Below are 22,358 nucleotides of genomic sequence, written 5' to 3'. Positions count from 1 at the left end.
TACGGCTACTGATCAGCGTCGTCGCTGCCGGAGGTCTCTTCCACCCGGGCACGCTGTCCGCGCCACGGGCCGACGCCCCGGGACCGATGGCGGTCCGTATTGACGGGCACGTCGCGTACGGGAGTACTCCCCTCCGCACTGACAAGAGTACGCGAAACACCAAGGTTAGGTAAAGGGAGCGGCAAACAATGCCCAAGTGGCCAGGTCAAGACGGTAGATGAGCCGTGGACAGTCATTACGTCGACAAAGCCCGCCCGTGCTGCGGGCGGGCTTCGAGGGTAAGGAGTGACGGGCGGGCGAGAAGGGGTGAGGGGGTGGCCGTCAGCGGCTGCCGGTGCGGCGTGCCGCTCCCACCCGGTCCAGGACGTGGCCGAGCACCTCACTGCCCGGCGGCAGCGCAGGCGGCTCGTACGTCCACGCGTGGCCGACCCAGGGGTCCGCGAGGTGGTCCTCGGGCACCGGCGTCAGCCGCAGCAGCGCCCGCCACAGCGGGTCGAGCAGGGGACCGTACTCCGCGGCCTCCTCGCGGTCGGCGACCATCATCAGGTGCACGCCGACCGCGGGGCCCTCGTCGGCGAGGTAGCGGAGCTGGGTCACGGCGCGGTCGTCGAAGCCGTGGGGGAAGTCGTTGACGACGAGCAGTTGCTCGCCGGTGTCCAGGTCCTGCGGCAGCGCGTCGGCGACGCCGCCGCGGACCGCCATCTGCACCAGATCCACGCGCTGGGTGAGCCGGGTGAGCATGGCGGTGACACCGGCGGCGCCGGTCGCGGGCGGCTCGTCGAGGACTCCGGCGGTCACGAGCGGGGCGAAGGCGCTCGTGCCGGTGCCCGCGGCGTCGATGACGTGCACCGTGAACGCGCCGGGCGGATACGAGGCGAGCAGCCGGGCGGCGTGGGCGACGGCGCTGTCCAGGGCGAGGCGGCGCAGTTGGTCCGCGTCCGCGAGGGAGTCCGTGCCGGAGCGGCCGCTGTCGATCCACAGGCCGCGCTCCAGGGGCAGCCGGACGAGCATGGGGATGCGCAGCTCCGGGCGCTCGGGCAGGTGCAGGCCGCCGAGGCGCAGCGCCATCGGGACCTCCATGGGCGCGCGATAGCCCTGCCAGACGGGGCTCGACCAGTCGGCGAAGGCCACGGGCAGGGCCGGCTCCACGACCTCCGCCTCGGCGGCGAGCTGGGCCAGGTCGCGGTCGAGGGCGGCGCGCGCCTGGTCAACGAGGTCGCCGTGGCGGGCGCGGGCGGCGGCGCGCGCGGTGTCCCCGGTGCTGCCGATGCGGCTGCGCGGGTCGGAGAGGACCTTGTCGAGCTCCTGCTCCATGCGGGAGTCGGCGAAGTCCACGGCGCTGCGGTACGCGGCGGCCGTGCGGGCCAGGTCTTCGAACATGCCCCAGACCTGGTTGTAGAGCCGCTCCTCCGGGGACCAGCCGGTGGCGTCACCGGCGACGGGGGTGGGGTGCTGTCCGGGCGCCGCGGGGCGGGCCGTGGGCGGGGGCGGCGGGGGCGCGGCGGTCTGGCGGCGCGGGTGGGTGTAGTTCACGGGTCCGCCGTCGCCGGGCTGCGGCGGGACGGCGTCGCCCGGGCGCTGGGGTGCGGGTGCGCCGCCGTCGCCGGGCTGCTGGGCGGGGACGACGGGCTGGGCGGGGACCACGGGCCTGGCGGCGGGTTCGGCGGCCGGGTCGGGCGTGCTCGGCGGCTGGCCGGGGGCGGTGTGGCCCTGGGCCGCGGCGCGCACCCGGGCCTCGTCCGCGGAGCGGGGCGGGGGCGCGGCCACCGAGCGGGCCAGGCCGCGCGCCACCGCGTCGTTGATGGCGGTCGCCAGGTCCTGGGCCCTGGGCAGGCCCTGATCGGCGAGCATGTCGGCGAGACCGCCCGCATAGCCCTGGCCGACGGCGCGGACCTTCCAGGCGTCCCCCCTGCGGTACAGCTCCAGGGCGACGACGGCCGACTCGGCGGACAGGTCCGTGATCGTATAGCTGGCGATCTCGGTGCCGTCCAGGCCGGTGACGGCGACGAAGGGGGCGGCGACGGCGCCGAAGGTGACCGGGCCACCGACGCCGACCGGCAGCGCGAGCAGCACGTTCACCTGGTGCGCGCCGTCGGGCAGGGCGTCCAGGTCGACGGCGAGGCGGTGGTCGGCGGCCGCCTGCTGGGACACTTCGAGTCCCGGCAGGGTGGGCGCGCCGGGGTGCGCGACCCAGGACGTGCCGCGCACCGTGCGCTCGTGGTCGCTGAGCGTGGCACCGGCCACGATCGGCCTGCCGGCCGACACCCGGATCTCGAGGCGGGTGCCGGGCAGTGCGTGGTTCTGCCCCCTGACCAGCTCAGCCGTCATCGCGTTCGTTCCCCCTTGTGTCGGCCCCCTCACCGGGCCTGCGTACGGACTGCCGTGCCGGACAGCCGGTCTGCGGTACTACAGGTTGGCGCTTACAACTCTTCGGTGCCGTCAGCCGCGGTGCTCACGGCTGTGGTGCTCACGGCTGTGGTGCTCACGGCTGCGCTGCTCACAGGTGCGGCAGGATCGCCGGCATCAGGTCCTGGAAGGTGCGGCCGTTGGCGGGGTTGCCGAGGGCCGTCATCTGCCAGCCGGAGCCCGCGCGGTGCACCTTGGCCATGATCTGGGCGGTGTACTGGCCGCCGCCGTCGAGGGTGAAGCGGGCGAGCTCCTGGCCGTTGGTCTCGTCGACCAGGCGGCAGAAGGCGTTCTGCACCTCCTGGAAGGTCTGGCCGGTGAAGGAGTTCACCGTGAAGACGATCTGGTCGATGTGGACCGGGACGCGCTGCAGGTCGACGAGGATGGCCTCGTCGTCGCCGCCCTGGCCGACGCCGCCGACGAGGTTGTCGCCGGTGTGCCGCACCGAGCCGTCGTCGCTGACGAGGTGGCGGAAGAACACCACGTCGACGGGCTGCTTGTCGGCGAAGAGGACCGCCGACGCGTCGAGGTCGACCTCCCGGGTGCGGGAGCCGAACAGGCCGCGCCGCGGGGCCGCCTGCCAGCCGAGTCCCATGCGCACTGAGGTCAGCGCGCCCCCGTCGTTCTTCTGCAGGTTGATGGCCTGGCCCTTGGTCATGTTGACCGTCACGCGCTGTCCCCTTCTCGAACTGCCCCGACAACCGCCCGTTGCGGCGGTTGCCCGTTCACCCTATGCAGCCGTGTCCAGGGCGACGCACCCGGTCGGGCACTTTGTGTCGGTGTTGCAACACAGCGCTATGTCGAGGCGCAGCTCCGTGTCACAGCACGGGGCCATGTCGCAGCACAGCGCCGTGCCGCAACGCAGCGCTATGCCTGACCGGCTTCCTTCATCTGCCGCAGTTCCTTCTTCATCTCCGACACCTCGTCCCGCAGCCGGGCGGCGATCTCGAACTGGAGGTTCGCGGCGGCCGTGCGCATCCGCTCGGTCATCTCCTCGATCTGCGCGGCGAGTTCGGCGGCGGGGCGGTCCGTGGGTGCCTTCTTGGCACCCTTGCCCTTGGCGGATCCGGCCGCGGCGGCCTTCTTGCCGTCCTTGGCCGCGCCGCCGAGGGAGGGCACCGGGGCCTTGGCGCTCTTGCCGTCCTTCGCCTTGCGGTAGTCGGTGCCAAGGAGTTGTTCCGTGTCGACCTCTTCGCGTGCGATCGCCGACACGATGTCGTTGATCTTCTTACGGAGGGGTTGCGGGTCGATGCCCCTCTCCTTGTTGTACGCGATCTGCTTCTCCCGGCGGCGGTTGGTCTCGTCGATGGCCTTCTCCATCGCCGGGGTGATCTTGTCGGCGTACATATGGACCTGGCCCGAGACGTTGCGCGCGGCGCGGCCGATGGTCTGGATCAGAGAGGTCCCCGAGCGCAGGAAGCCCTCCTTGTCCGCGTCGAGGATCGCCACCAGGGAGACCTCGGGCAGGTCGAGGCCCTCCCGGAGGAGGTTGATGCCGACCAGGACGTCGTACTCACCGGAGCGCAGCTCGCGCAGGAGCTCGACGCGGCGCAGGGTGTCGACGTCGCTGTGCAGATAGCGGACCTGGATGCCGAGCTCCAGGAAGTAGTCGGTGAGGTCCTCGGCCATCTTCTTGGTGAGGGTGGTGACGAGGACGCGCTCGTCCTTCTCGGTGCGCTTGCGGATCTCGTGGACCAGGTCGTCGATCTGGCCCTCGGTGGGCTTGACGACGACCTCGGGGTCGACGAGGCCGGTGGGGCGGATGATCTGCTCGACGAAGCCGTCGCCGCGCGACAGCTCGTACTTGCCGGGGGTCGCCGAGAGGTAGACCGTCTGGCCGATGCGGCCGAGGAACTCCTCCCACTTCAGCGGGCGGTTGTCCAGGGCGGACGGCAGCCGGAAGCCGTGGTCGACGAGGGTGCGCTTGCGGGAGGCGTCGCCCTCGTACATCGCGCCGATCTGCGGGACCGTGACGTGCGACTCGTCCAGGACGAGCAGGAAGTCCTCGGGGAAGTAGTCCAGGAGGGTGTTGGGGGCGGTGCCGGGCGCGCGGTCGTCGAAGTGCATCGAGTAGTTCTCGACGCCGGAGCAGGAGCCGATCTGGCGCAGCATCTCCAGGTCGTACGTGGTGCGCATGCGCAGGCGCTGGGCCTCCAGCATCTTGCCCTGCTTCTCCAGCTCCGCGAGGCGCTCGGTGAGCTCCTTCTCGATGCCGGTGACGGCCTTCTCCAGGCGCTCCGGGCCCGCTACGTAGTGGGAGGCCGGGAAGACGTACAGGTGGTCGTCGTCGCTGATGACCTCGCCGGTCAGGGGGTGCAGCGTGGAGAGGGCCTCGATCTCGTCGCCGAACATCTCGATCCGGACGGCCAGCTCCTCGTACACCGGGAAGATCTCGATGGTGTCGCCGCGGACCCGGAAGGTGCCGCGGGTGAAGGCGAGGTCGTTGCGGGTGTACTGGATGTCGACGAAGCGGCGCAGGAGCTGGTCGCGGTCGATCTCCTCGCCGACCTTGAGCGGCACCATGCGGTCCACGTACTCCTGCGGGGTGCCGAGGCCGTAGATGCAGGAGACGGACGCGACCACGATGACGTCGCGGCGGGTGAGCAGCGAGTTCGTCGCGGAGTGGCGCAGGCGCTCGACCTCCTCGTTGATCGAGGAGTCCTTCTCGATGTACGTGTCCGACTGGGGGACGTAGGCCTCGGGCTGGTAGTAGTCGTAGTACGAGACGAAGTACTCGACGGCGTTGTTCGGCAGGAGCTCGCGGAACTCGTTCGCCAACTGGGCGGCCAGGGTTTTGTTCGGCGCCATCACGAGCGTGGGGCGCTGGAGCTTCTCGATCATCCACGCGGTGGTGGCCGACTTGCCGGTGCCGGTCGCGCCGAGCAGGACGACATCCTTCTCGCCCGCGCGGATGCGCTTCTCCAGGTCGGCGATGGCCGTGGGCTGGTCGCCACTGGGCTGGTACGGGCTGACGACCTCGAAAGGTGCCACCGTGCGTTCGATCTTCGATACGGGCCGCATGGAATCAACCGTACGACCCCCCACTGACAACGCCCCCCGCTCACCACTTCTGCGGGGCCCGTGCCTCCGGTCTGCGGCGGCTCCTGCGGGTGGCGGGGCGGGGTCCGCCGCGGCGGCTCACGTGTGCCGGCGTGCGGTCGCCGGAGCGTGGCACGGAGTACGGGGAGGTGCGCGGGCGGGCGGCGGCGGCCTTCAGGTCGGCCTTGCCCAGCATCATCAGCGGGTCGAACATCACGATGACGCCCGCGAGCAGCAGGAAGGCGAGCGGGCCGACCATGAGGGGGGCGAGGATCTCGGCGGAGGAGTCGCCGGAGGGCGCGGTGGACGGGCCGTGCAGGTGCACACTCACGGCGGCCATGCCGGTGTAGTGCATGCCGCTGACGGCGAGGCCCATGACGAGGCTGGCGCCGAGACTCCACAGGAAACCCCTGACCTGTCCCGCGGCCCACAGGGCGGCGATGGCGGCGACCACGGCGATCACCACGGACGCGGCCACGGTCAGGGTGTTGTACTCCAGCCTGCCGCCAAGGCGCATACCGGCCATTCCCAGGTAGTGCATCGACGCGATGCCGAGCCCGGTGATGGTGCCCCCGGTGAAGAGCGCGGTTCCGCTGGCGCCGCGGTAGCCGACGATGAAGATCCCGATGCCGACCATCACGATGGCGACGGCGAGGCTCGCGAAGGTCGTCGTCCGGTCGTAGTGGATCGGGGTGTCCTCCACGGCGAAGCCCATCATGGCGATGAAGTGCATCGTCCAGATGCCGGACCCGATGGCGGCCGAGCCGAGGGCGAGCCAGCCGGGCCGCCAGGAGTGCGCGACGAGCAGCGATCTCGTGGTGCAGCGCAGGCCGAGTGCCCCTCCCAGGCAGGCCATCAGATAGGCGACCACCGGCGTGACGAATCCGTAGCTGAAGCCGTCGACCGTGCCCTCCATGAGCGGTAGCCCTTCCGCCTGTCGTACGTGGATGTTCCGGAACGCCCCGTCTTCCCCGGCCGACGGCCGGACGAGGGGCCGTGGACTGAGGTGAGAGTAGGGCTCAGCCGTGAACGCACGACCGATTTTCCGGCAAAGAAACACGGGTTCCGCGCGCGGGGTCCTCACTTGAGGGGTTGGCGTTCAACCTGTGGCCATCCTGTACCTGTCAGTAGTTGGCCGTGCACTGTCATTCTCAAGCGGAACCCCCCGTGAGTCCTGACGCGAGGAGAACCCGTGTACGTACGCGCCGCCGCTGCCGCCACCGCCGCCCTGCTGGGGGCAGGCGCGCTCGTCCTGCCCTCCACCGCCGCCGCACAGACCCCCGCCGACGCCTCCGTTGCACTGGGGAAGCCGGCCGCCGCACACAAGAACCCCACAGTCGTGGCACACCGCGGCGCCTCCGCCTACGCCCCCGAGAACACGCTGGCCGCGATCGACAAGGCCGCCCGGATGGGCTTCCGCTGGGTCGAGAACGACGTCCAGCGCACGAAGGACGGCGAGCTCGTCATCGTCCACGACGACAACCTGAAGCGGACCACGGACGTCGAGGAGGTCTTCCCCGACCGCGCCCCGTGGAAGGTGAAGGACTTCACCGCGGCGGAGATCGCCAGGCTGGACGCGGGCAGTTGGTTCGGGAAGAAGTACAAGGGCGCGCGGGTGCCGACGCTGACGCAGTACATGAACCGCGTCTCGCGCAACCACCAGAGCCTGGTCCTGGAGATCAAGAAGCCGGAGCTGTACCCCGGCATCGAGCAGGACACCCTGCGGGTGCTGCGCGAGACGGGCTGGCTCGACCGCCGCCACGTCAAGAACAAGCTGGTCGTCCAGAGCTTCGGCGCGGCCACCGTCAAGAAGGTGCACGAGCTGCGGCCCGACATCAAGACCGGCTTCCTCGGCACGCCCGCGGCCGCCGACCTGCCGACGTACGCGAAGTTCTCGGACCAGATCAACTCGACGCACACGTCCATCTCCGCCGACTACGTAGCCGCGATCCACGGGCTGAAGGGCCCGCACGGCAAGCGCCTGGAGATCTTCACCTGGACCGTGGACGAGGCCGCCGCCGCCCAGCGCGTCGCCGGCTTCGGCGTGGACGGCATCATCACCAACAAGCCCGACGTCGTACGCAGGGCGCTTCACAACTGACGGACGGGCGCGCGGCACCGGCCCTGACGCGGCGGAACCATGGCGCCGCGGGACCACCGTCCCGCGGCGCTGTCAGTGGCCGGTCGTACCGTAAGCGTCATGAACGCCATGGGGCACCACGAGCAGGACCGGGACGAGCGCGGGCCACAGCCCCCGCGCCCCCGCGCCGTATGGGCCGTCGTCGACTCCGACATCGGCCCGCTGCTGCTGGCCGCGACGGACACCGGCCTGGTCAACGTCGTCTTCCACGCCACGCCCGACGTGCGTGACAAGGCGCTGGCACGGCTCGCGTCCCGCCTCGGCGCCGAGCCGGCCGAGGACCCCGCGTCGCCGCTCCTCGCGGAGCCCATACGCCAGTTGCGGGCGTACCTCGCGGGTGAGCTGCGCGACTTCGAACTGCCGCTCGACTGGTCGCTGATCTCCGGCTTCAACCGCCAGGTGCTGCGCGAACTGGCCACGGGCGTGCCCTTCGGCACGGTGGTGGGGTACGGCGACCTGGCCCGCCGCGTCGGCCAGCCCGGCGCGGCCCAGGCGGTGGGCGTGGCGATGGGCTCCAACCCACTGCCGATCGTGGTGGCCTGCCACCGCGTGGTGGAGCGCGACGGCGGCATCGGCGGCTTCGGCGGCGGCCTGGAGACGAAGCGGCACCTGTTGGCCCTGGAGGGGGTGCTGCCTGCGCCGCTGTTCTGAGGGGGCTCTGGGGCGCCCGGAAAGTCATGTCCCCGTCAGCGCCTTCCCTGGCACACTTCGCGCGTGGTCATATCCTCGCCGCCGCGGCCGGTACCCCGAAGTGCCGACTCTGTCGCCCCTGCCGTACTTGCCGTACTTACCGCCCACGCCGTCCACGCCGTCCACGCCGTCCTCGTGCCGGTCCCCCGCCGTCCGCGACGCCTCCGGTGTCCCCGATGAGCACCACGGGGCGGGCGACGGGATCCGGGCCCGTGGCCGGGGTGCCGATGGGCGTCGAGGAACTTTCCGTGCTGCGGCGCCGCGTCACCGCGGTCCTGGTCGCGAGCCAGATACTCGGCGGGCTCGGCGTGGCCACCGGCATCGCGCTCGCGGCCGTCCTCGCGAAGGAGGTCAGCGGCAGCGAGTCGCTGTCCGGGCTGGTGTCGACGGCGACCGTGGCAGGGACGGCGCTGCTCTCGGTGCCGCTGGCGGCGCTGATGACGGCACGGGGCCGGCGCCCCGGTCTCGTACTGGCATATGTGATCGGTGCGGTGGGCGCCGCCGTCGTGGTCGTGGCCGCGGCCGTCGGGAGCTTCCCGCTGCTGCTCGTCGGCATGGCGGGGTTCGGCGCGGCGTCGTCGGCCAACCTGCAGGCCCGGTTCGCGGCGGCCGACCTGGCCGAGCCCGACGGCAGGGCGCGGGCCATCTCGAACGTGGTGTGGGCGACGACGATCGGCGCGGTCCTCGGCCCCAACATCGCGGCGCCCGCGGGCCGCAGCGTCCGCGGGCTCGGCATCCCGGAGGCGTCCGGTCCCTTCGTGTGGGCGGCCGGGGTCTTCCTGATCTCGGCGCTGGTCGTGGCGGTGCTGCTGCGCCCCGATCCGCTGCTCACCGCGCGGGCGCTCGAACCCGCCGCCGAACAGACCGCCGGTGGCCGTTCGCTGCGGGCCGGGATCGCCGCGGTGGCCGCCTCCGGGCGGGCACGGCTCGCCCTGGCCACGGTCACCGTCGCGCACACCGCCATGGTCTCGATCATGTCGATGACCCCGGTCGACCTCGGCCACCACGGTGCGAGCATCGACCTGATCGGCCTGGTCATCAGCGGCCACATCGCGGGCATGTACGCGTTCTCACCGGTGATGGGGCGACTCGCGGACCGCGTCGGACGGCTCACCGTCATCGGCCTGTCCGTGGGGCTGCTCGGCTGCGCGGCGCTGCTCGCGGGAACCGCGGGGGGCAACCACGGGCAGACGGCCGCGGGCTTGTTCCTGCTCGGCCTCGGCTGGTCGGCGGGGCTCGTGGCGGGCTCCGCGCTGCTCACCGACTCCGTGCCGCAGGCCGCGCGCACCGCCGCCCAGGGCCTCTCCGACCTGACCATGAACGCCGCCGCGGGCGTCGGCGGGGCAGTCGCGGGCCTGGTGGTCGCGCGGGCGAGCTACGGCTGGCTCAACCTGGGTGCGGTGCTCCTGCTGCTGCCCCTGGCCGCGCTCGCCCTGCTCGGCCGCCGAGGGTGACCCTGCTGGGCCGCCGGGCGTGATCCGGCTCCACGGGCGGCCGTGACCTCCCCGACGACTGCGGTGATCCCGCCCGACAGGCGGCCATGACCTCCCCGACGACTGCGGTGATCCCGCCCGACGGCGGCGGTGATCTCACCCGAGCGCGGCCATGACCTCCCCGACCGCTGCGGTGATCCCGCCCGACGGCGGTGATCTCACCCGAGGGCGGCCGTGATCTCACCCGACGGCTGCGGTGATCCCGCTCAGCAGCCGGGTGAGACCTTGCTCAGCCGCCGAGCGTGATGTGGTACGCCTTGCGCAGCGTCTCGTGCACCGTCCACGTCGTACGGTCGCCCTCGCGCAGGACGGCCGCGTCGCCGGGGCCGACCTCCAGCACGTCGCCGCCCTCGACCGCGACGGTGGCGCGACCGCTGACGACCACGAAGAGCTCATTGGCCTCGGTGTCGGTCACCACGCCCGGCGTGATCTGCCAGATGCCGCGCAGTTGCTTGCCGTCGGCGGACTCCCACAGGACCTTGCCGGTGACCACGGGCTCGCCGGAGACGATCTGCGCCGGGTCGAGTGGCTCCTCCTCCAGCTCGACATCCGGAATGTGCACGGCAAAGGAGGCGACGTTCTGATCATTCGTGGTCATGGCCGGTCACCCTAATGGGTTTGCCGTGCCGCGCCGACCGCCAGGGATGAAGGGAGACCCGAGCGGCCCGACTGGCAGGAGGCTGACCGTGTTGGTGGTGTCCGACGAGGTACAGGCGGCTCTTTCCCGGCGGCAACCGGTCGTCGCCCTGGAATCCACGATCATCGCGCACGGGCTGCCGCGCCCGCGCAATCTGCGGGTGGCACTCGAACTCGAAGAGGCCGTGCGCGCCGAGGGCGCCGTGCCTGCGACGATCGCCGTCCTGGACGGTCGCCCCCGCATAGGCCTGTCCAAGGCGCAGTTGGAGCGGGTCGCCGGGTCCGACAGCATTCGCAAGCTGGGCCACCGTGCCCTGCCGCTCGCCGTCGCCACGGGTGCCGACGGAGCCACCACGGTGTCCGCGACCGCGTCCCTCGCGGCCCGCGCGGGACTTCGGGTCTTCGCCACGGGCGGCCTCGGCGGGGTGCACCGGGAGTGGACGCGCACCCAGGACGAGTCGGCGGACCTCGGCCTGCTCGCCCGGACCCGGATCACGGTGGTGTGCGCGGGGGTGAAGTCGATCCTGGACGTGGCGGCGACGCTGCAGCGCCTGGAGACGCTGGGCGTCTCGGTGGCCGGCTACGGCACCGACCGCTTCCCCGGCTTCTACCTCACGGACTCCGGGCACGGCGTGGACTGGACGCTGCGGACGCCCGCGGAGGTCGCCGCTGTCATGCGCGCCCAGGACGCGGTCGCGGGCCCGGAGTCGGCGCTCGTCGTGGCCAACCCGGTGGCGGAGGCCGAACAGCTCGAACCCGCCCTCCACGCGCGCGTACTGCACGAGGCACTGCGGGAGTGCGCCGCGCGGGGCGTGACCGGCCAGGCGGTGACCCCGTTCCTCCTCGACCACCTGATGCGCCACACCGACGGGGCCTCACTGGAGGCCAACCTCGCCGCCGTGCGCGGGAACGTACGCCTCGCCGCCCGGATCGCGGCGGCATGGGCACGGGGGTGACGGCTGCCGCCGGGCCGGGCGGGGCCGCTCCCGGGGCCCTGTTGGTCGTGGGTGACGTCGTCACGGACATCGTCGCCCGGCACCGCACCCCCCTCACGCCCGGCACCGACACGGCCGCGGCCATCCGCACCGTGCCGGGCGGCGCGGGCGCCAACGTCGCGTGCTGGGCGGCCCATTGGGGCTGCGCCGACGTGCGCTTCCTGGGGCGGGCCGGGGCCGATTCGGCTGCGTGGCACGAGGAGATGCTGGCCCGTGCCGCCGTACGCCCCCACTTGGCCGTCGACCACGACGCCCCCACGGGCACCGTGATCAGTCTGGTGGACGCGGCCGGTGCGGCGGCCGAGCGGACGTTCCTGACGGACAGCGGCGCCTCCCTGCGCCTGTCCCCCGACGACTGGACGCCCGCGCTGCTCGACGGCGTCGCCTGGCTCCATCTGTCCGGCTATCTGTTCTTCGCCGGGCCAAGCCGTGCCACCGCGCGGGCCGCGCTGACGGCGGCACGCGCGCGCGGGCTCACGGTCAGTGTGGATCCGGCGTCGGCGGGGTTCCTCGCCCGGTACGGGGCGGACCGCTTCCTGGCCGACACGGCAGGCGTGAGCGTGCTGCTCCCCAGTTGGGACGAGGCGGAACTGCTCACCGGGCTGCCCGCACCCGCGGACGCGGCGGCCGAGTTGAGCCGTCGGTTCCCCGAGGTGGTGGTCAAGCTGGGCGGGGAGGGCGCCCTTGCCGTACGGAGCGGGCGGGTGCGGGCCCGCGTACCCGCCGTCCGGGCGGACGTGCGGGACTCCACCGGGGCGGGTGACGCGTTCACCGGGGCGTTCGTCGCGTCGCGGCTCGCGGGGGCGGCGCTGCGGGACGCGGTGGCCGAGGGGTGCAGGGCCGGGGCGCGGGCGGTGTCACGGGTGGGGGCCCGGCCGGCGTGGCGGGCCCCGCTCCGCGAGGAGACGTGAAGGAACGTGCCGATGAACGTCATGAACCAGGTCATCACGACGTAACCGTCGGCGAACGTGATGACCGTGACGCGGCGTCGTGCGCGCGTGCGCCCCGCGTCAGGCCTTGCGCGCCCAGGCCGAGACCAGTGGGGCCGAGGCCGGGTCGACGGCGCGCTCGGCGATGTGGGCGAGGTGCCGCTCGATGTCGTCGTGCGTGGCGAGCCTCGCGGCGACCAGGTCCGCGCGCAACTGCTCGACGGTCGCGGACTCCAGGGCCGCGCTCGCCGGGGAGACGAGCGGGAAGTACGCGTCGGCCTCCACGTGACGCAGCCCAGCGGCACGCAGCAGCCGCGGCAGCATCCGCCCGTACGCGAGGTCGGTGCCGCGCTCGGCGAGCAGGGTGCGGACGCCTTTCCGCAGTTGGTTCGCCAACTCCTGTTCGGGCCCGTACTCGTCGGGGCAGGCGTGCGGCTGCAAGGCCTGGTCGGCCTCCTCGATCAGGAGTCTGCCGCCCGGTCGCAGCGCCCGGACCATGGCCCGCAGGGCCTGTTCGCGGTCCGGTACATGGGTGAGCACGAGGCGGGCGTGCACGAAGTCGAACGCCTCGGGGGGCGGCGAGTCGGCCGCGATGTCGTGGGCCCGTACCTGGACGGGCTGGCGCGCTGCGGGCCGCAGCGGCGCCGTGTCGGTGGCGGTGGCGAGGACGAGGCCGGTGGGTCCGACCCGCTTGGCGAGCCAGGACACGACGGACGTGCTGGTGGCGCCGACCTCCCAGCAGCGCCAGCCGGGCCCGACGCCGAGCCGTTCGATGTGCCGGAAGGTGGTGGGGTCGAAGAGGGCCGCGAAGGCGGTGCAGCGGGCCGCCGCCTCGCGTGGCCGACTGGTGAGGACATGTCCGTCGATTCGTGTCATGTGGCGATCATTACAGCTTCGGAGCGGAGTATTCCGTTCCCACAGGCCTCAGCGTGGTGTCGGACCGGACTGGCAGACTTGGTCATCAAGTCCAGCGCTAGGAGCTGCACATGTCGATGACGGACAACCTGCGGAAGGTCGGTGGCCTGCGCAAGGTGGGGAATCTGCGGACCGTCCGCGGATTGCGGAAGGTGGCACGGCTGACCCGGCGCGGTCCCCGTGTCGACCTCAGCCACCCCGCCCGCTCGCCGCTGGGTTCCTCCGTCGTCAAGTGCGTGACGTATCGCAAGGGTGTGCGTCAGGCACCGGGCCGTGACGGCGGTCTCGTCGAGGCCGTGGCGCAGATCCGCAAGAGCGACGACGGCTTTGTGTGGCTGGGGCTGCATGAGCCCACGGAGCAGGAGTTCGCGGACGTCGCCGACCTCTTCGACCTGCACCCGCTGGCGGTCGAGGACGCGGTGCACGCCCACCAGCGGCCGAAGGTCGAGCGCTATGGCCAGACGCTGTTCGCGGTGTTCAAGACGGTCTGTTACGTGGAGCATGCCGAGCTGACGGCGACCAGCGAGGTGGTGGACACCGGCGAGATCATGGTCTTCGTCGGCAAGGAGTTCGTGATCACCGTGCGGCACGGCAGGCACGGTTCGCTCGGACCGCTGCGCGAGCAGCTCGAAGGAACGCCGGAGCAGCTCGCGCAGGGCCCGGCCGCGGTGCTGCACGCCATCGCGGACCAGGTCGTGGACGACTATCTGGGGGTGGCGGACGCGGTGCAGGAGGACATCGACCAGGTGGAGGCGGACGTGTTCGCGCCCGAGGGGGCGCGAGGGGTCGACCCGGGCCGGATCTATCAGCTCAAGCGCGAGCTGCTCGAACTGAAGCGGGCGGTGGTGCCGCTCGGCCGCCCCCTCCAGGTGCTCGCCGCGAAACCGATCCGTCTGATCGCCCCCGAGATACAGGCGTACTTCCGCGATGTGGACGACCACCTCAAGCGCGTCACCGAGCAGATAGCGGCCTTCGACGAACTGCTCAACTCGATCCTTCAGGCGCATCTGGCCCAGGTGACGGTCGCGCAGAACGAGGACATGCGGAAGATCACGGCGTGGGCCGCGATCGTCGCCGTGCCCACCATGGTCTGCGGGATGTACGGCATGAACTTCGACCACATGCCCGAGCTGCGCTGGCGGTACGGCTACGCACTGGTGATGGGGGTGATCGCCACGGGTTGCCTCGCGCTGTACCGAGGCTTCCGGCGCAACGGCTGGCTGTGACGGGGGGGCCGTGACGAAGCCCGGCGGGGCCTAGCGGGGTCCGGCGGGGCCTGGCGGGGTCCGGCGGGGCCTGGTGGGCCCTGCCTCAGGACCGGGCGTAGACGCTCTCGACCCAGCCCGCGAGCTGCTCCTCGGTGAGGTGCTTGGCGAGGTCGGCCTCGCTGATCATCCCGACCAGGCGCTTGTTCTCGATCACGGGCAGCCTGCGGATCTGATGTCCCTGCATCTCCTCCAGTACGGCATCGACATCCGCGTCCGACGCCACCCAGCGCGGTGTGCCCTTGGCCATCTCGCCCGCGGTGACCTTGGCGGGGTCGTGTCCCATGGCCACGCAGCCGATGACGATGTCGCGGTCGGTGAGAATGCCGCACAGCCGTTCGTTCTCGTCGCTGATCGGCAGGGCGCCCACGTCGAGTTGGCGCATGAGCTGGGCGGCGCGGTCCAGGGTTTCGTGCGCGGGGATCCACTGGGCGCCCCGGTGCATGATGTCTGCGGCGGTGGTCATGGGTACCTCCCGGTGCCGGAGAGCCGGCGCGGCGCGGGAGCACCGCTGGTCCCGGCACCCGCATGGGCCCCGGCATCCCCATTGTCGCCGCCGTGCCGACGGGCCGCACCCGCAGTGCCGGGCGGCGGGGCTCACGGACAGGCGGCGGCAGGGCTCGCGGGCGGGCAGCGGGGTCAGCCGCTTCCGTTCCAGGCGGGGTGGCGGGGGTCGTCGGCGCGGACGACGACATCGGCCGCGGTGGTGGGCCCGGTCTCCGTCTCGTAGCGCTCGAAGGCGGGCAGGGTCCAGTGCTCCGCCTCCGGTGTGCGCCGTCGCAGGGCGCCGGGCGACAGCCGTACATGCACCGTCAGGTCGAAGGGGAACCAGTGGCCGAGCAGCAGGGGGCCGTGCAGCAACAGCAGCGCGCCGGGGGGGAGTTGGACGTAGGGGGTGCGGGTGGCGCGGTCGGCGTGCGGGTCCCACAGGTCGGGCAGGACCCGCCCCGTGCCGTCCGCCTCCAGCGGCCCGAAGACCTCACGCCACAGGGCGCCGGTGTCGAACCAACCGCTGTAGTAGGCCTCGACGTCCTCGTGCCCGTACTCCAGGCGGAGCGAGGCGGGCCGTAGGAACCCCTCGGTGCCGACGACGAGCGAGGGTCGTCCGCGCAGGCGCAGCGCCTCGCCCACCTGCCGGGCGAGTTCGCCCGGCCGGGCGGCGGGGGCGCCGTCGAAGGCGATCCGGGGCCAGGGGCCGCCGTCCTGCGGTTCGAGGTCGGCGAGACGGTCGGCGAGAGTGTCCGTGAGCCGTTCCCAGGTGATCGCTTCGAGTCGCACGGGCCCATGATGCCGCGACGTGCCACGCGGTCGCAGACCTGGCCCGGCAGCGGGCAGGCCACTAGGTTCACGTGACCGCCCGGCGGGCCAGGCTGTCGTCGCCCCCCTCCGTGGAACACGGTGGAACACGGTGGAACACGGGAGTATCAGACGCGGGCGCCCGGGAGTGTGAGACGAGGGCGTATGAGATCGCGGGCTCCGCGTATGGCTTCCGGGGCGTCGTGGTCATTGACTGGTCCCAGACAGTCCGCGTCGTTCGGGATCGGCGCGGTGCCCGTCCGGCCGGGGCCGGACCCAGCCAGGGAGTTGCCATGATCGAGGGACCCTACTTCGTGCTGACCGTGGTCGGTGCGGTGGCCTGCGGGCTCGTCGCCGGAGTGTTCATCGGCTTCTCCACCTTCGTGATGAGGGGCCTCGCCGCCCTGCCGCCCGCCCAGGGCGCCGCGGCCATGCAAGCGATCAACGTCGCGGCGGTCAAGCCCGCGTTCATGGCCGTGTTCATGGGGGCGACGGGCCTGAGCGCGGTGCTCGCCGTGGTGACGTTCGTGCTGTGGCCGGACGAGGGCACGGTGGAGCTGCTGCTCGGCTGCGCGCTGTATCTGTTCGGGTGCTTCGGTGTGACCGTCGCCGCGAACGTGCCACGGAACGAGGCCCTGGCGAAGGTCGACGCGGCGTCCGAGCAGGGCGCCGAGTACTGGCGTACGTATGTGGCCGAGTGGACGATGTGGAACCACGTCCGCACCCTCGCCGCGACCGCCGCGGCCTTCTCCTTCATCCTGGGCTTGACCTGACCCCGGCGCCCGCGCCCCTGCCCTGCCACCGCCCGCACCCCCTGCCCTGGCCCGGTGCCCTCGCCCTGCCCTGCCGCCGCCCTCGCCCTGACCTGCCGAGAACCCGGGCGCCGTCGCCAGGCAGCGCGCCTCCCGCACCGCATGCCGAGCACTCCTCGCCGACGTACCGTGGCGGAAGGACGCGGCCTACGCGTAGGGAGACGGCCATGGCCGACCCCAAGGGGTTCATGCGGCACCCGCGCCGGGAGTGGCCGCGGCGGCCGGTGGGCGAGCGGGTCAAGGACTGGGACGAGGTGTACGTACCCGGCGGTCTGCTGCCCTTCGTGGAGCAGCAGGCCGAGCGGTGCATGGACTGCGGGGTCCCGTTCTGCCACGAGGCCTGCCCGCTGGGGAACCTCATTCCGGAGTGGAACGGCCTCGTCTCGCGCGCCGACTGGCAAGCCGCCGCCGAGCGGCTGCACGCCACGAACAACTTCCCCGAGTTCACCGGACGATTGTGTCCGGCGCCGTGCGAGGCGGGCTGTGTGCTCGCCATCAACCAGCCCGCCGTGACCATCAAGAACGTCGAGGCCGCCATCGCCGACCGCGTCTGGGCGGACGGTCTCGCGCCGCCGCGGCCGCCGGGGCGGCTGAGCGGAAAGTCGGTCGGGGTCGTCGGGTCGGGGCCCGCGGGCCTCGCGGCGGCGCAGCAGCTCACGCGGGCAGGACACACGGTCGTCGTGTACGAGCGGGACGACCGGCCCGGCGGGCTGCTGCGGTACGGGATCCCCGCGTTCAAGATGGAGAAGGCGCAGCTCGAGCGCAGGCTCGCGCAACTGCGGGCCGAGGGCACCGGGTTCCGTACGTCGACGGCGGTCGGCAGGGACATCGGCGCCGCCAAGCTGCGGGCCCGCCATGACGCGGTGGTGCTCGCCGTCGGGGCCACGGCGTGGCGGGAACTTCCGGTGCCGGGGCGCGCGTTGGCGGGGGTCGTACAGGCCATGGAGTATCTGCCGCCGGCCAACCGCGTCTGCGAGGGGGACCTCGACGTCTCGCCGGTCTCCGCCGCCGGCAAGCACGTGGTGATCGTGGGCGGCGGTGACACCGGGGCGGACTGTCTGGGCACGGCGGTGCGGGAGGGTGCCGCGTCGGTGACGCAGGTGGACATCCGCGCGCTCCCGCCCGCGGAGCGGGACGAGGCGGTCGACCCCTGGCCGGTGTATCCCACCGTGCACCGGGTGTCGCCCGCCCACGAGGAGGCCGGTGAGCTGCGCTTCGCGCAGGAGCCCGACGTCGACGCGCGGCTGTTCGCGGCGTCGGCCCTGCGGTTCTCCGGGGACGGGACGGGGCGGGTACGGGCCGTCCTGCTCGCCGGCGTGGACGCGCGGCGGCGCCCGGTGCCGGGCGCGGAGCGCACGTTGCGGGCCGACCTGGTGCTGCTCGCCCTGGGGTTCCAGGGCCCCGAGGTGGCGGCGGGCGGCGCGGTCGCGGAGCTGGGGGTCGCGGTGGCGCCGGACGGAACGGTGGCACGGGACGAGGAGTACGCCACGGATGTGCCGGGGGTGTACGCCGCCGGGGACGCGGGGCGCGGCCAGTCCCTGGTGGTCTGGGCGATCGCGGAGGGCCGGTCGGCCGCGGCAGCCGTGGACCGCCACCTCATGGGCACGACAATGCTGCCGTCCCCCGTGACCGCGTCGTCCCGCCCCCTCAGGGCGTAATCGCCCCGCGCCCCCTCGGGGCATGAACGCCCCGCCCCCCTCAGGGCGTGAACGCCCCGCGCCCCCTCAGGGCATGAACGTCCCGCGCCCCCTCAGAACGTGACCAGATCACCCCCGCAGGGCGTGAACCACCAAGACGCCCCCCTCAGGGCGTGAACCCCCAAGGCTCCCCCGGCGGCGAACGCCAAGCCCCCGCCACCCCCACAGACCGTTACGGCCCCTTACGGGCAACCCCACCGAAGATGGGAAGCGGCCCGTCCCCGACGGGCGGCACCCGCTCGCCCAGTTCCGGATGCCACTCGTCAGCCACCGTCACCCCGGGCGGCACCAGGGTCAGCCCCTCGAAGAAGCGGATCACCTCGGTGCGGTCGCGCAGCGCGAGGTTCAGGGAGCGCGCCTTGTACAGGTCGCCCGCGGAGCGCGCCCGCTCGGGGGTGAACTCACCGGTGCCGTGCGTCAGCATTAGATAGCTGCCGGGCGGCAGCGCGGACACCAGTTCCCGTACCACGTCGTACGCGCCGTCCTCGTCGGGGACGAAGTGCAGGAGGGCGACGAGGGACAGTGCCACAGGCCGGGTGAAGTCCAGGGTCCCGCGGGCCTCCGCGAGGATCGCGGCCGGGTCGCGCGCGTCGCCCTGGATGTACTCCGTGGCGCCTTCGGGCGTCGACCGCAGCAGTGCCTCGGCGTGGGCGAGCACGATGGGGTCGTTGTCGCAGTAGACGACGCGGGTGTCGGGTGCCACGCCCTGGGCGATCTGATGCAGATTGGGTTCGGTCGGGATGCCGGTGCCGATGTCGAGGAACTGCCGGATCCCGGCCGTGGCGAGCCAGCGCGTGGCGCGCTGCATGAACGCGCGGTTGGCCCGCGCCACGGCCGGGATCCGTGGGTCCATGGCGACGAGCTGGCGGCCCAGCTCCTCGTCGACGGGATAGTTGTCCTTGCCGCCGAGCCACCAGTCGTACATCCGCGCGGGATGCGGCTTGCTCGTGTCGATGTACGCCGAGCCGCCCTGATCGCCCTGGGCCTGCTCCGTCCCGGTCATCCGTGGCTCCCCTGCCCCTTCACATGCCTCATCGACCAATTCACCGAATCACGCGTCATCCACGTACACAGTTGGCTCACCCACACGTGTCATGGCAGCACGTGTCACGACAGCAGGAAGTCCGCCTCCCCCGCCTTCGCCCCCTGTATGAACGCCCTGATCTCACCGTCGGTGTAGATCAGCGCGGGTCCGTCGGGGTCGGAGGACTGGCGGACGGCGACGCGGCCGTCGGCCAGCTTCATGGCTTCGAGACAGTTCCCGCCGTTGCCGCCGCTCCAGGGCTTGTGCCAGCCCTCGATACCCAGGTCGCGGGCCGGCATGCCGTTGTAGACCCGGGATCCGGACCCCGGTGGCCGGGAGTCGGCGCGGGCGTCGAGCCGGGACGCGGGGCCCGTGCCCGCACGGTGTCGATCTCGGTCCATTCACAGCTCCTTGCGGACATCCCGAAGGATCTCCTTCGTGCGTTGTGCGGTCGCGGCCTGGGCCGCCATGCGGTCCATGACCTCGAGGTGGGTCGCCACCTCGGTGCGCGCGTCCAGGTAGACGGCGCCGGTCAGGTACTCGCTGTAGACCATGTCCGGCAGCTCCGCCATGGCGAAGCGGAAGAGCACGAACGGGCCGAAAGTGCCGGGGTGCGGGCCTGCCGCGAACGGCGCGACCTGCAACGTCACATGCGGCAGCTCCACGGCTTCGAGCAGCCGGTCGACCTGCGCGCGCATCACATCGGGCTCGCCGACGGGCCTGCGCAGCGCGGTCTCGTCCATCACGACCCACAGCCGCGGCGCGTCCTCGCGGGCGAGCAGCGCCTGGCGCTCCATGCGCAGCGCCACATACCGCTCGATGTCCTCGGGCCTGGTCTGGCCGATGGCCCCCGAGTGCAGCACGCCACGCGCGTAGTCCTCCGTCTGGAGCAGCCCCGGCACGAAGTGCGGTTCGTAGGACCTGATGAGGCTCGCGGCGCCCTCCAGGCTGACGTACATGCTGAACCAGTTGGGCAGGATGTCGTGGAAGCGCTGCCACCAGCCGGGCTTGTTCGCCTCCTCGGCGAGCAGCACGAAGGCGTCCGCCTCTTCGTCCGTGACGCCGTACGCCTTCAGCAGGAGCTGGAGGTACGGAATCTTCAGGGCGACCTCGGCGGTCTCCATCCGGCGGACCGTGGCGGGGGCCACACGGAGTATCCGTGCGGCCTCGTCGCGCTTCAGACCGGCTCGTTCGCGCAGGTCCTGCAGGCGACGACCGAGAACGACCTGCCCGACGGTCGGCGCCGACCGCGGTTCGCTCACGTCCTACCTCCACCCACTTCGCGTCGCTCTCTGCATGTCTGCGCACCACCCGCGTTACCGTGCGTAACCGCTCTTCACTGCGTGTCGTGCCAACTCACGCCGCTTGGTGAGGCGTTGCGAGAAGTGTGCCATGCGCCGTCTCAAAGGAACACGTCACTGTGCACATTTCAGAGTGGCTCTTGCCAAGGTGTTCGCGCCGGGGCGATAGTGGAAAACGTGACTCCGCCCGCATCGTTAGGAACTGATGCCACCCGCGGCCGACTTGGTGCGTGCACCAGGGGCCGGACGCACGGTGGCGAGCCCTGTGCCACCTTCACCCTCGCCGCGACGCCGAGTTCCGTGGCGCGGGCAAGGCGGCTGACGCGCGACAGGCTCAGTTCCCTCGCGGTCGGCGACGACGCCTGCGACATCGCGGCGCTCGTCGTGTCCGAGCTGGTCACCAATGCGATCGTGCACACCGGAAGCCGTACCGTCGTCTGCGAGATCTGCACGGGTGCCGACACCGTGCGGATAGCCATACGCGACGAGGGCCACGGCGCGGGAGTGCCACGGCCGGCGGGGCCCAGGGGGCCCGACGAGGAGCATGGGAGGGGACTGCTTCTCGTGAGTGCCGTGAGCAGCGCATGGGGTGTCCAGGACTTCGGACCCGGCCTTTCGGTGTGGGCGGAGCTGCCAAGATCACCCGATCCGGCGGCGTGCTCCTTCGGTATGGAGGAGTTCGGTGTCGATGGGGTCGACGGTGTCGATGGGTTCGACGGTGTCGGCGGGTTCGACGCGGCGGCCTTCGGGTGACGCAAGGACGACGAGTACGGCTGGTACGACGAGTACGGCGAGTGCGGCCGGTACGACGAGTGCAGCAAGTGCGGCAATTGCGACAGTGATGTGGTCGGGGGATATGTGAGCACGGGGTCAGTGCGGCTGTTCGAGCTTGACACCTTGGTACGGCTCTCGCGAGAGCGGGAGCGGGCGGTCGGACGGCGGGTCGTGAGTGTGCAGCCAGTGGCACGGCTCGCCGTCCCCGCCGGAATGCGGCAGCCGCTCGGATGCGACGCGGTGGCCATACCGGCGGAGTTCGGACCGCAACTGCTCGCACGGCTCCCCCGCGTGGGCTGTGTGTACGAGGACGGGCCGCGCTGGTGGTGGATCGTGCCCGTGGATTCGGACGTGGCCCTGGAGTGGCCGCCCTCGGCGTACTACTCGCGCGGGGCCCTGTTGCCGGACTCGACGCGGGAACCCGTCCTGGTGCACCGCCCCGAGGACCCCGAAGGTCCCGGGAGCGCTGTCCCCTATACCCCGCCGATCCCCCTGTACCTGGCCCTGTGCCGGATGGCCGGGGCCGTGCCGGGGTGGGCGCGGGCGGTCCGGGCCTGATCCGGAGATGCCTCAGGGGTGCCGCCACACCCTTGCCCACACCCGAAGGGCGCCGCGCGGTCGACCGCGCGGCGCCCTTCACCGTGTGCGCGCGCCCTTCATCGTGTGCGCGCCTCATCGTGTGGGTGCCCTCACGGCGTCGAGGGCACCCCGGGTGAGCGTCAGGAATCAGCCAGATCCGCAGCACCTCGTACGATCACCAGAAACGCGTCGGTCGACAGATCCATCACGACTTCCGCGCGCTGTCCCTCACTGCGCCGGTCCCGCGCGAACTCCTCCGCGGGCCACGATCCACGCGGTCCGCCCGCCGGGAAGCTCTCCAGGACGACTCGTCCGTTCACCATCTTCTCGTTCCCCCGTGTACGACTGGTCTCTGCACCTGTGCGAC

Annotated in this window: 22 protein-coding genes; 10 read left to right on the top strand and 12 right to left on the bottom strand. The window is 72.0% G+C overall.

Annotated elements, in window-relative coordinates; all coding sequences use genetic code 11:
* Window positions 1-321 precede the first annotated feature (321 nt).
* From IG78_RS0118845 to IG78_RS0118830, 4 genes are all read right to left on the bottom strand, one after another.
* On the bottom strand, window positions 322-2,328 hold the full coding sequence (locus IG78_RS0118845) for a TerD family protein (protein WP_030564659.1): 2,007 nt from the start codon (window positions 2,326-2,328) through the stop codon (window positions 322-324).
* A gap of 169 nt (window positions 2,329-2,497) precedes the next feature.
* Entirely contained in the window at window positions 2,498-3,076 is a 579-nt protein-coding gene (locus IG78_RS0118840) for a TerD family protein (RefSeq protein ID WP_030564657.1), read from the bottom strand.
* A gap of 197 nt (window positions 3,077-3,273) precedes the next feature.
* On the bottom strand, window positions 3,274-5,427 hold the full coding sequence (uvrB, locus tag IG78_RS0118835) for an excinuclease ABC subunit UvrB (RefSeq protein ID WP_030564655.1): 2,154 nt from the start codon (window positions 5,425-5,427) through the stop codon (window positions 3,274-3,276).
* A 40-nt stretch (window positions 5,428-5,467) separates the two neighbouring features.
* The gene (locus IG78_RS0118830; protein ID WP_030564653.1) at window positions 5,468-6,361 is read right to left on the bottom strand and encodes an MHYT domain-containing protein; all 894 of its coding nucleotides are present in this window, start codon (window positions 6,359-6,361) and stop codon (window positions 5,468-5,470) included.
* A 276-nt stretch (window positions 6,362-6,637) separates the two neighbouring features.
* Between IG78_RS0118830 and IG78_RS0118825 the strand changes: the two genes are divergently transcribed.
* From IG78_RS0118825 to IG78_RS0118815, 3 genes are all read left to right on the top strand, one after another.
* A complete protein-coding gene (locus tag IG78_RS0118825) occupies window positions 6,638-7,546 on the top strand; it encodes a glycerophosphodiester phosphodiesterase (protein ID WP_030564652.1) in 909 nt (302 codons plus the stop codon).
* 108 nt (window positions 7,547-7,654) lie between these two features.
* Window positions 7,655-8,236, top strand: coding sequence for a methylated-DNA--[protein]-cysteine S-methyltransferase (locus tag IG78_RS0118820; RefSeq protein WP_030564650.1), 582 nt, complete (start codon window positions 7,655-7,657; stop codon window positions 8,234-8,236).
* A gap of 215 nt (window positions 8,237-8,451) precedes the next feature.
* Window positions 8,452-9,729, top strand: a complete 1,278-nt coding sequence (locus tag IG78_RS0118815; protein ID WP_030564648.1) for an MFS transporter — start codon at window positions 8,452-8,454, stop codon at window positions 9,727-9,729.
* 268 nt (window positions 9,730-9,997) lie between these two features.
* Here IG78_RS0118815 and IG78_RS0118810 read toward each other — a convergent pair whose 3' ends face one another.
* Window positions 9,998-10,366, bottom strand: a complete 369-nt coding sequence (locus IG78_RS0118810; protein ID WP_030564646.1) for a cupin domain-containing protein — start codon at window positions 10,364-10,366, stop codon at window positions 9,998-10,000.
* 46 nt (window positions 10,367-10,412) lie between these two features.
* On the opposite strand from IG78_RS0118810, the gene IG78_RS0118805 reads away from it, so the two are divergent.
* Both IG78_RS0118805 and IG78_RS0118800 read left to right on the top strand, forming a co-directional pair.
* The gene (locus tag IG78_RS0118805; RefSeq protein WP_051852739.1) at window positions 10,413-11,360 is read left to right on the top strand and encodes a pseudouridine-5'-phosphate glycosidase; all 948 of its coding nucleotides are present in this window, start codon (window positions 10,413-10,415) and stop codon (window positions 11,358-11,360) included.
* Window positions 11,345-12,310: a carbohydrate kinase family protein gene (locus tag IG78_RS0118800; protein ID WP_030564642.1), complete on the top strand. Its 966-nt coding sequence runs from the start codon at window positions 11,345-11,347 to the stop codon at window positions 12,308-12,310. Before IG78_RS0118805 ends, IG78_RS0118800 begins: the two co-directional genes overlap by 16 nt.
* Before the next feature lie 99 nt (window positions 12,311-12,409).
* Here the strand turns inward: IG78_RS0118800 and IG78_RS0118795 are convergent, their stop codons facing one another.
* On the bottom strand, window positions 12,410-13,204 hold the full coding sequence (locus tag IG78_RS0118795; protein ID WP_030564640.1) for a methyltransferase domain-containing protein: 795 nt from the start codon (window positions 13,202-13,204) through the stop codon (window positions 12,410-12,412).
* 110 nt (window positions 13,205-13,314) lie between these two features.
* Between IG78_RS0118795 and IG78_RS0118790 the strand changes: the two genes are divergently transcribed.
* A complete protein-coding gene (locus IG78_RS0118790; RefSeq protein WP_030564639.1) occupies window positions 13,315-14,469 on the top strand; it encodes a magnesium and cobalt transport protein CorA in 1,155 nt (384 codons plus the stop codon).
* 85 nt (window positions 14,470-14,554) lie between these two features.
* Here the strand turns inward: IG78_RS0118790 and IG78_RS0118785 are convergent, their stop codons facing one another.
* On the bottom strand, window positions 14,555-14,974 hold the full coding sequence (locus IG78_RS0118785) for a CBS domain-containing protein (RefSeq protein ID WP_030564637.1): 420 nt from the start codon (window positions 14,972-14,974) through the stop codon (window positions 14,555-14,557).
* 173 nt (window positions 14,975-15,147) lie between these two features.
* Window positions 15,148-15,786, bottom strand: a complete 639-nt coding sequence (locus IG78_RS0118780; protein WP_030564635.1) for a nucleoside/nucleotide kinase family protein — start codon at window positions 15,784-15,786, stop codon at window positions 15,148-15,150.
* A 311-nt stretch (window positions 15,787-16,097) separates the two neighbouring features.
* Here IG78_RS0118780 and IG78_RS0118775 point away from each other — a divergent pair, with 311 nt between their 5' ends.
* Window positions 16,098-16,577 carry an anthrone oxygenase family protein gene (locus tag IG78_RS0118775; RefSeq protein ID WP_030564633.1) on the top strand — a complete coding sequence of 160 codons (480 nt, stop codon included), beginning with the start codon at window positions 16,098-16,100 and terminating at the stop codon, window positions 16,575-16,577.
* 206 nt (window positions 16,578-16,783) lie between these two features.
* A complete protein-coding gene (locus tag IG78_RS0118770; RefSeq protein WP_030564631.1) occupies window positions 16,784-18,274 on the top strand; it encodes a glutamate synthase subunit beta in 1,491 nt (496 codons plus the stop codon).
* A 211-nt stretch (window positions 18,275-18,485) separates the two neighbouring features.
* On the opposite strand, the gene IG78_RS0118765 is transcribed toward IG78_RS0118770, so the two are convergent.
* From IG78_RS0118765 to IG78_RS0118755, 3 genes are all read right to left on the bottom strand, one after another.
* Entirely contained in the window at window positions 18,486-19,316 is an 831-nt protein-coding gene (locus IG78_RS0118765) for an SAM-dependent methyltransferase (RefSeq protein ID WP_030564630.1), read from the bottom strand.
* 104 nt (window positions 19,317-19,420) lie between these two features.
* Entirely contained in the window at window positions 19,421-19,636 is a 216-nt protein-coding gene (locus IG78_RS0118760) for a DUF397 domain-containing protein (RefSeq protein WP_051852755.1), read from the bottom strand.
* 102 nt (window positions 19,637-19,738) lie between these two features.
* Entirely contained in the window at window positions 19,739-20,599 is an 861-nt protein-coding gene (locus tag IG78_RS0118755; RefSeq protein WP_030564626.1) for a helix-turn-helix domain-containing protein, read from the bottom strand.
* Window positions 20,600-20,680: 81 nt separating this feature from the next.
* Between IG78_RS0118755 and IG78_RS52160 the strand changes: the two genes are divergently transcribed.
* Together IG78_RS52160 and IG78_RS0118745 are read left to right on the top strand one after the other, a co-directional pair.
* Window positions 20,681-21,391 (top strand): ATP-binding protein, encoded by a 711-nt coding sequence (locus IG78_RS52160; RefSeq protein ID WP_225882222.1) that lies wholly within the window; start codon window positions 20,681-20,683, stop codon window positions 21,389-21,391.
* 192 nt (window positions 21,392-21,583) lie between these two features.
* Complete coding sequence (locus tag IG78_RS0118745) at window positions 21,584-21,970, top strand: hypothetical protein (protein ID WP_404827751.1); 387 nt, start codon at window positions 21,584-21,586, stop codon at window positions 21,968-21,970.
* 161 nt (window positions 21,971-22,131) lie between these two features.
* On the opposite strand, the gene IG78_RS45905 is transcribed toward IG78_RS0118745, so the two are convergent.
* On the bottom strand, window positions 22,132-22,314 hold the full coding sequence (locus tag IG78_RS45905; protein WP_031129283.1) for a hypothetical protein: 183 nt from the start codon (window positions 22,312-22,314) through the stop codon (window positions 22,132-22,134).
* Window positions 22,315-22,358: the final 44 nt, after the last annotated feature.

The sequence above is a fragment of the Streptomyces aureocirculatus genome, from assembly GCF_000720475.1.
Lineage (GTDB): Bacteria > Actinomycetota > Actinomycetes > Streptomycetales > Streptomycetaceae > Streptomyces > Streptomyces aureocirculatus.
This window is presented reverse-complemented; position numbering and strand designations above follow the sequence as displayed.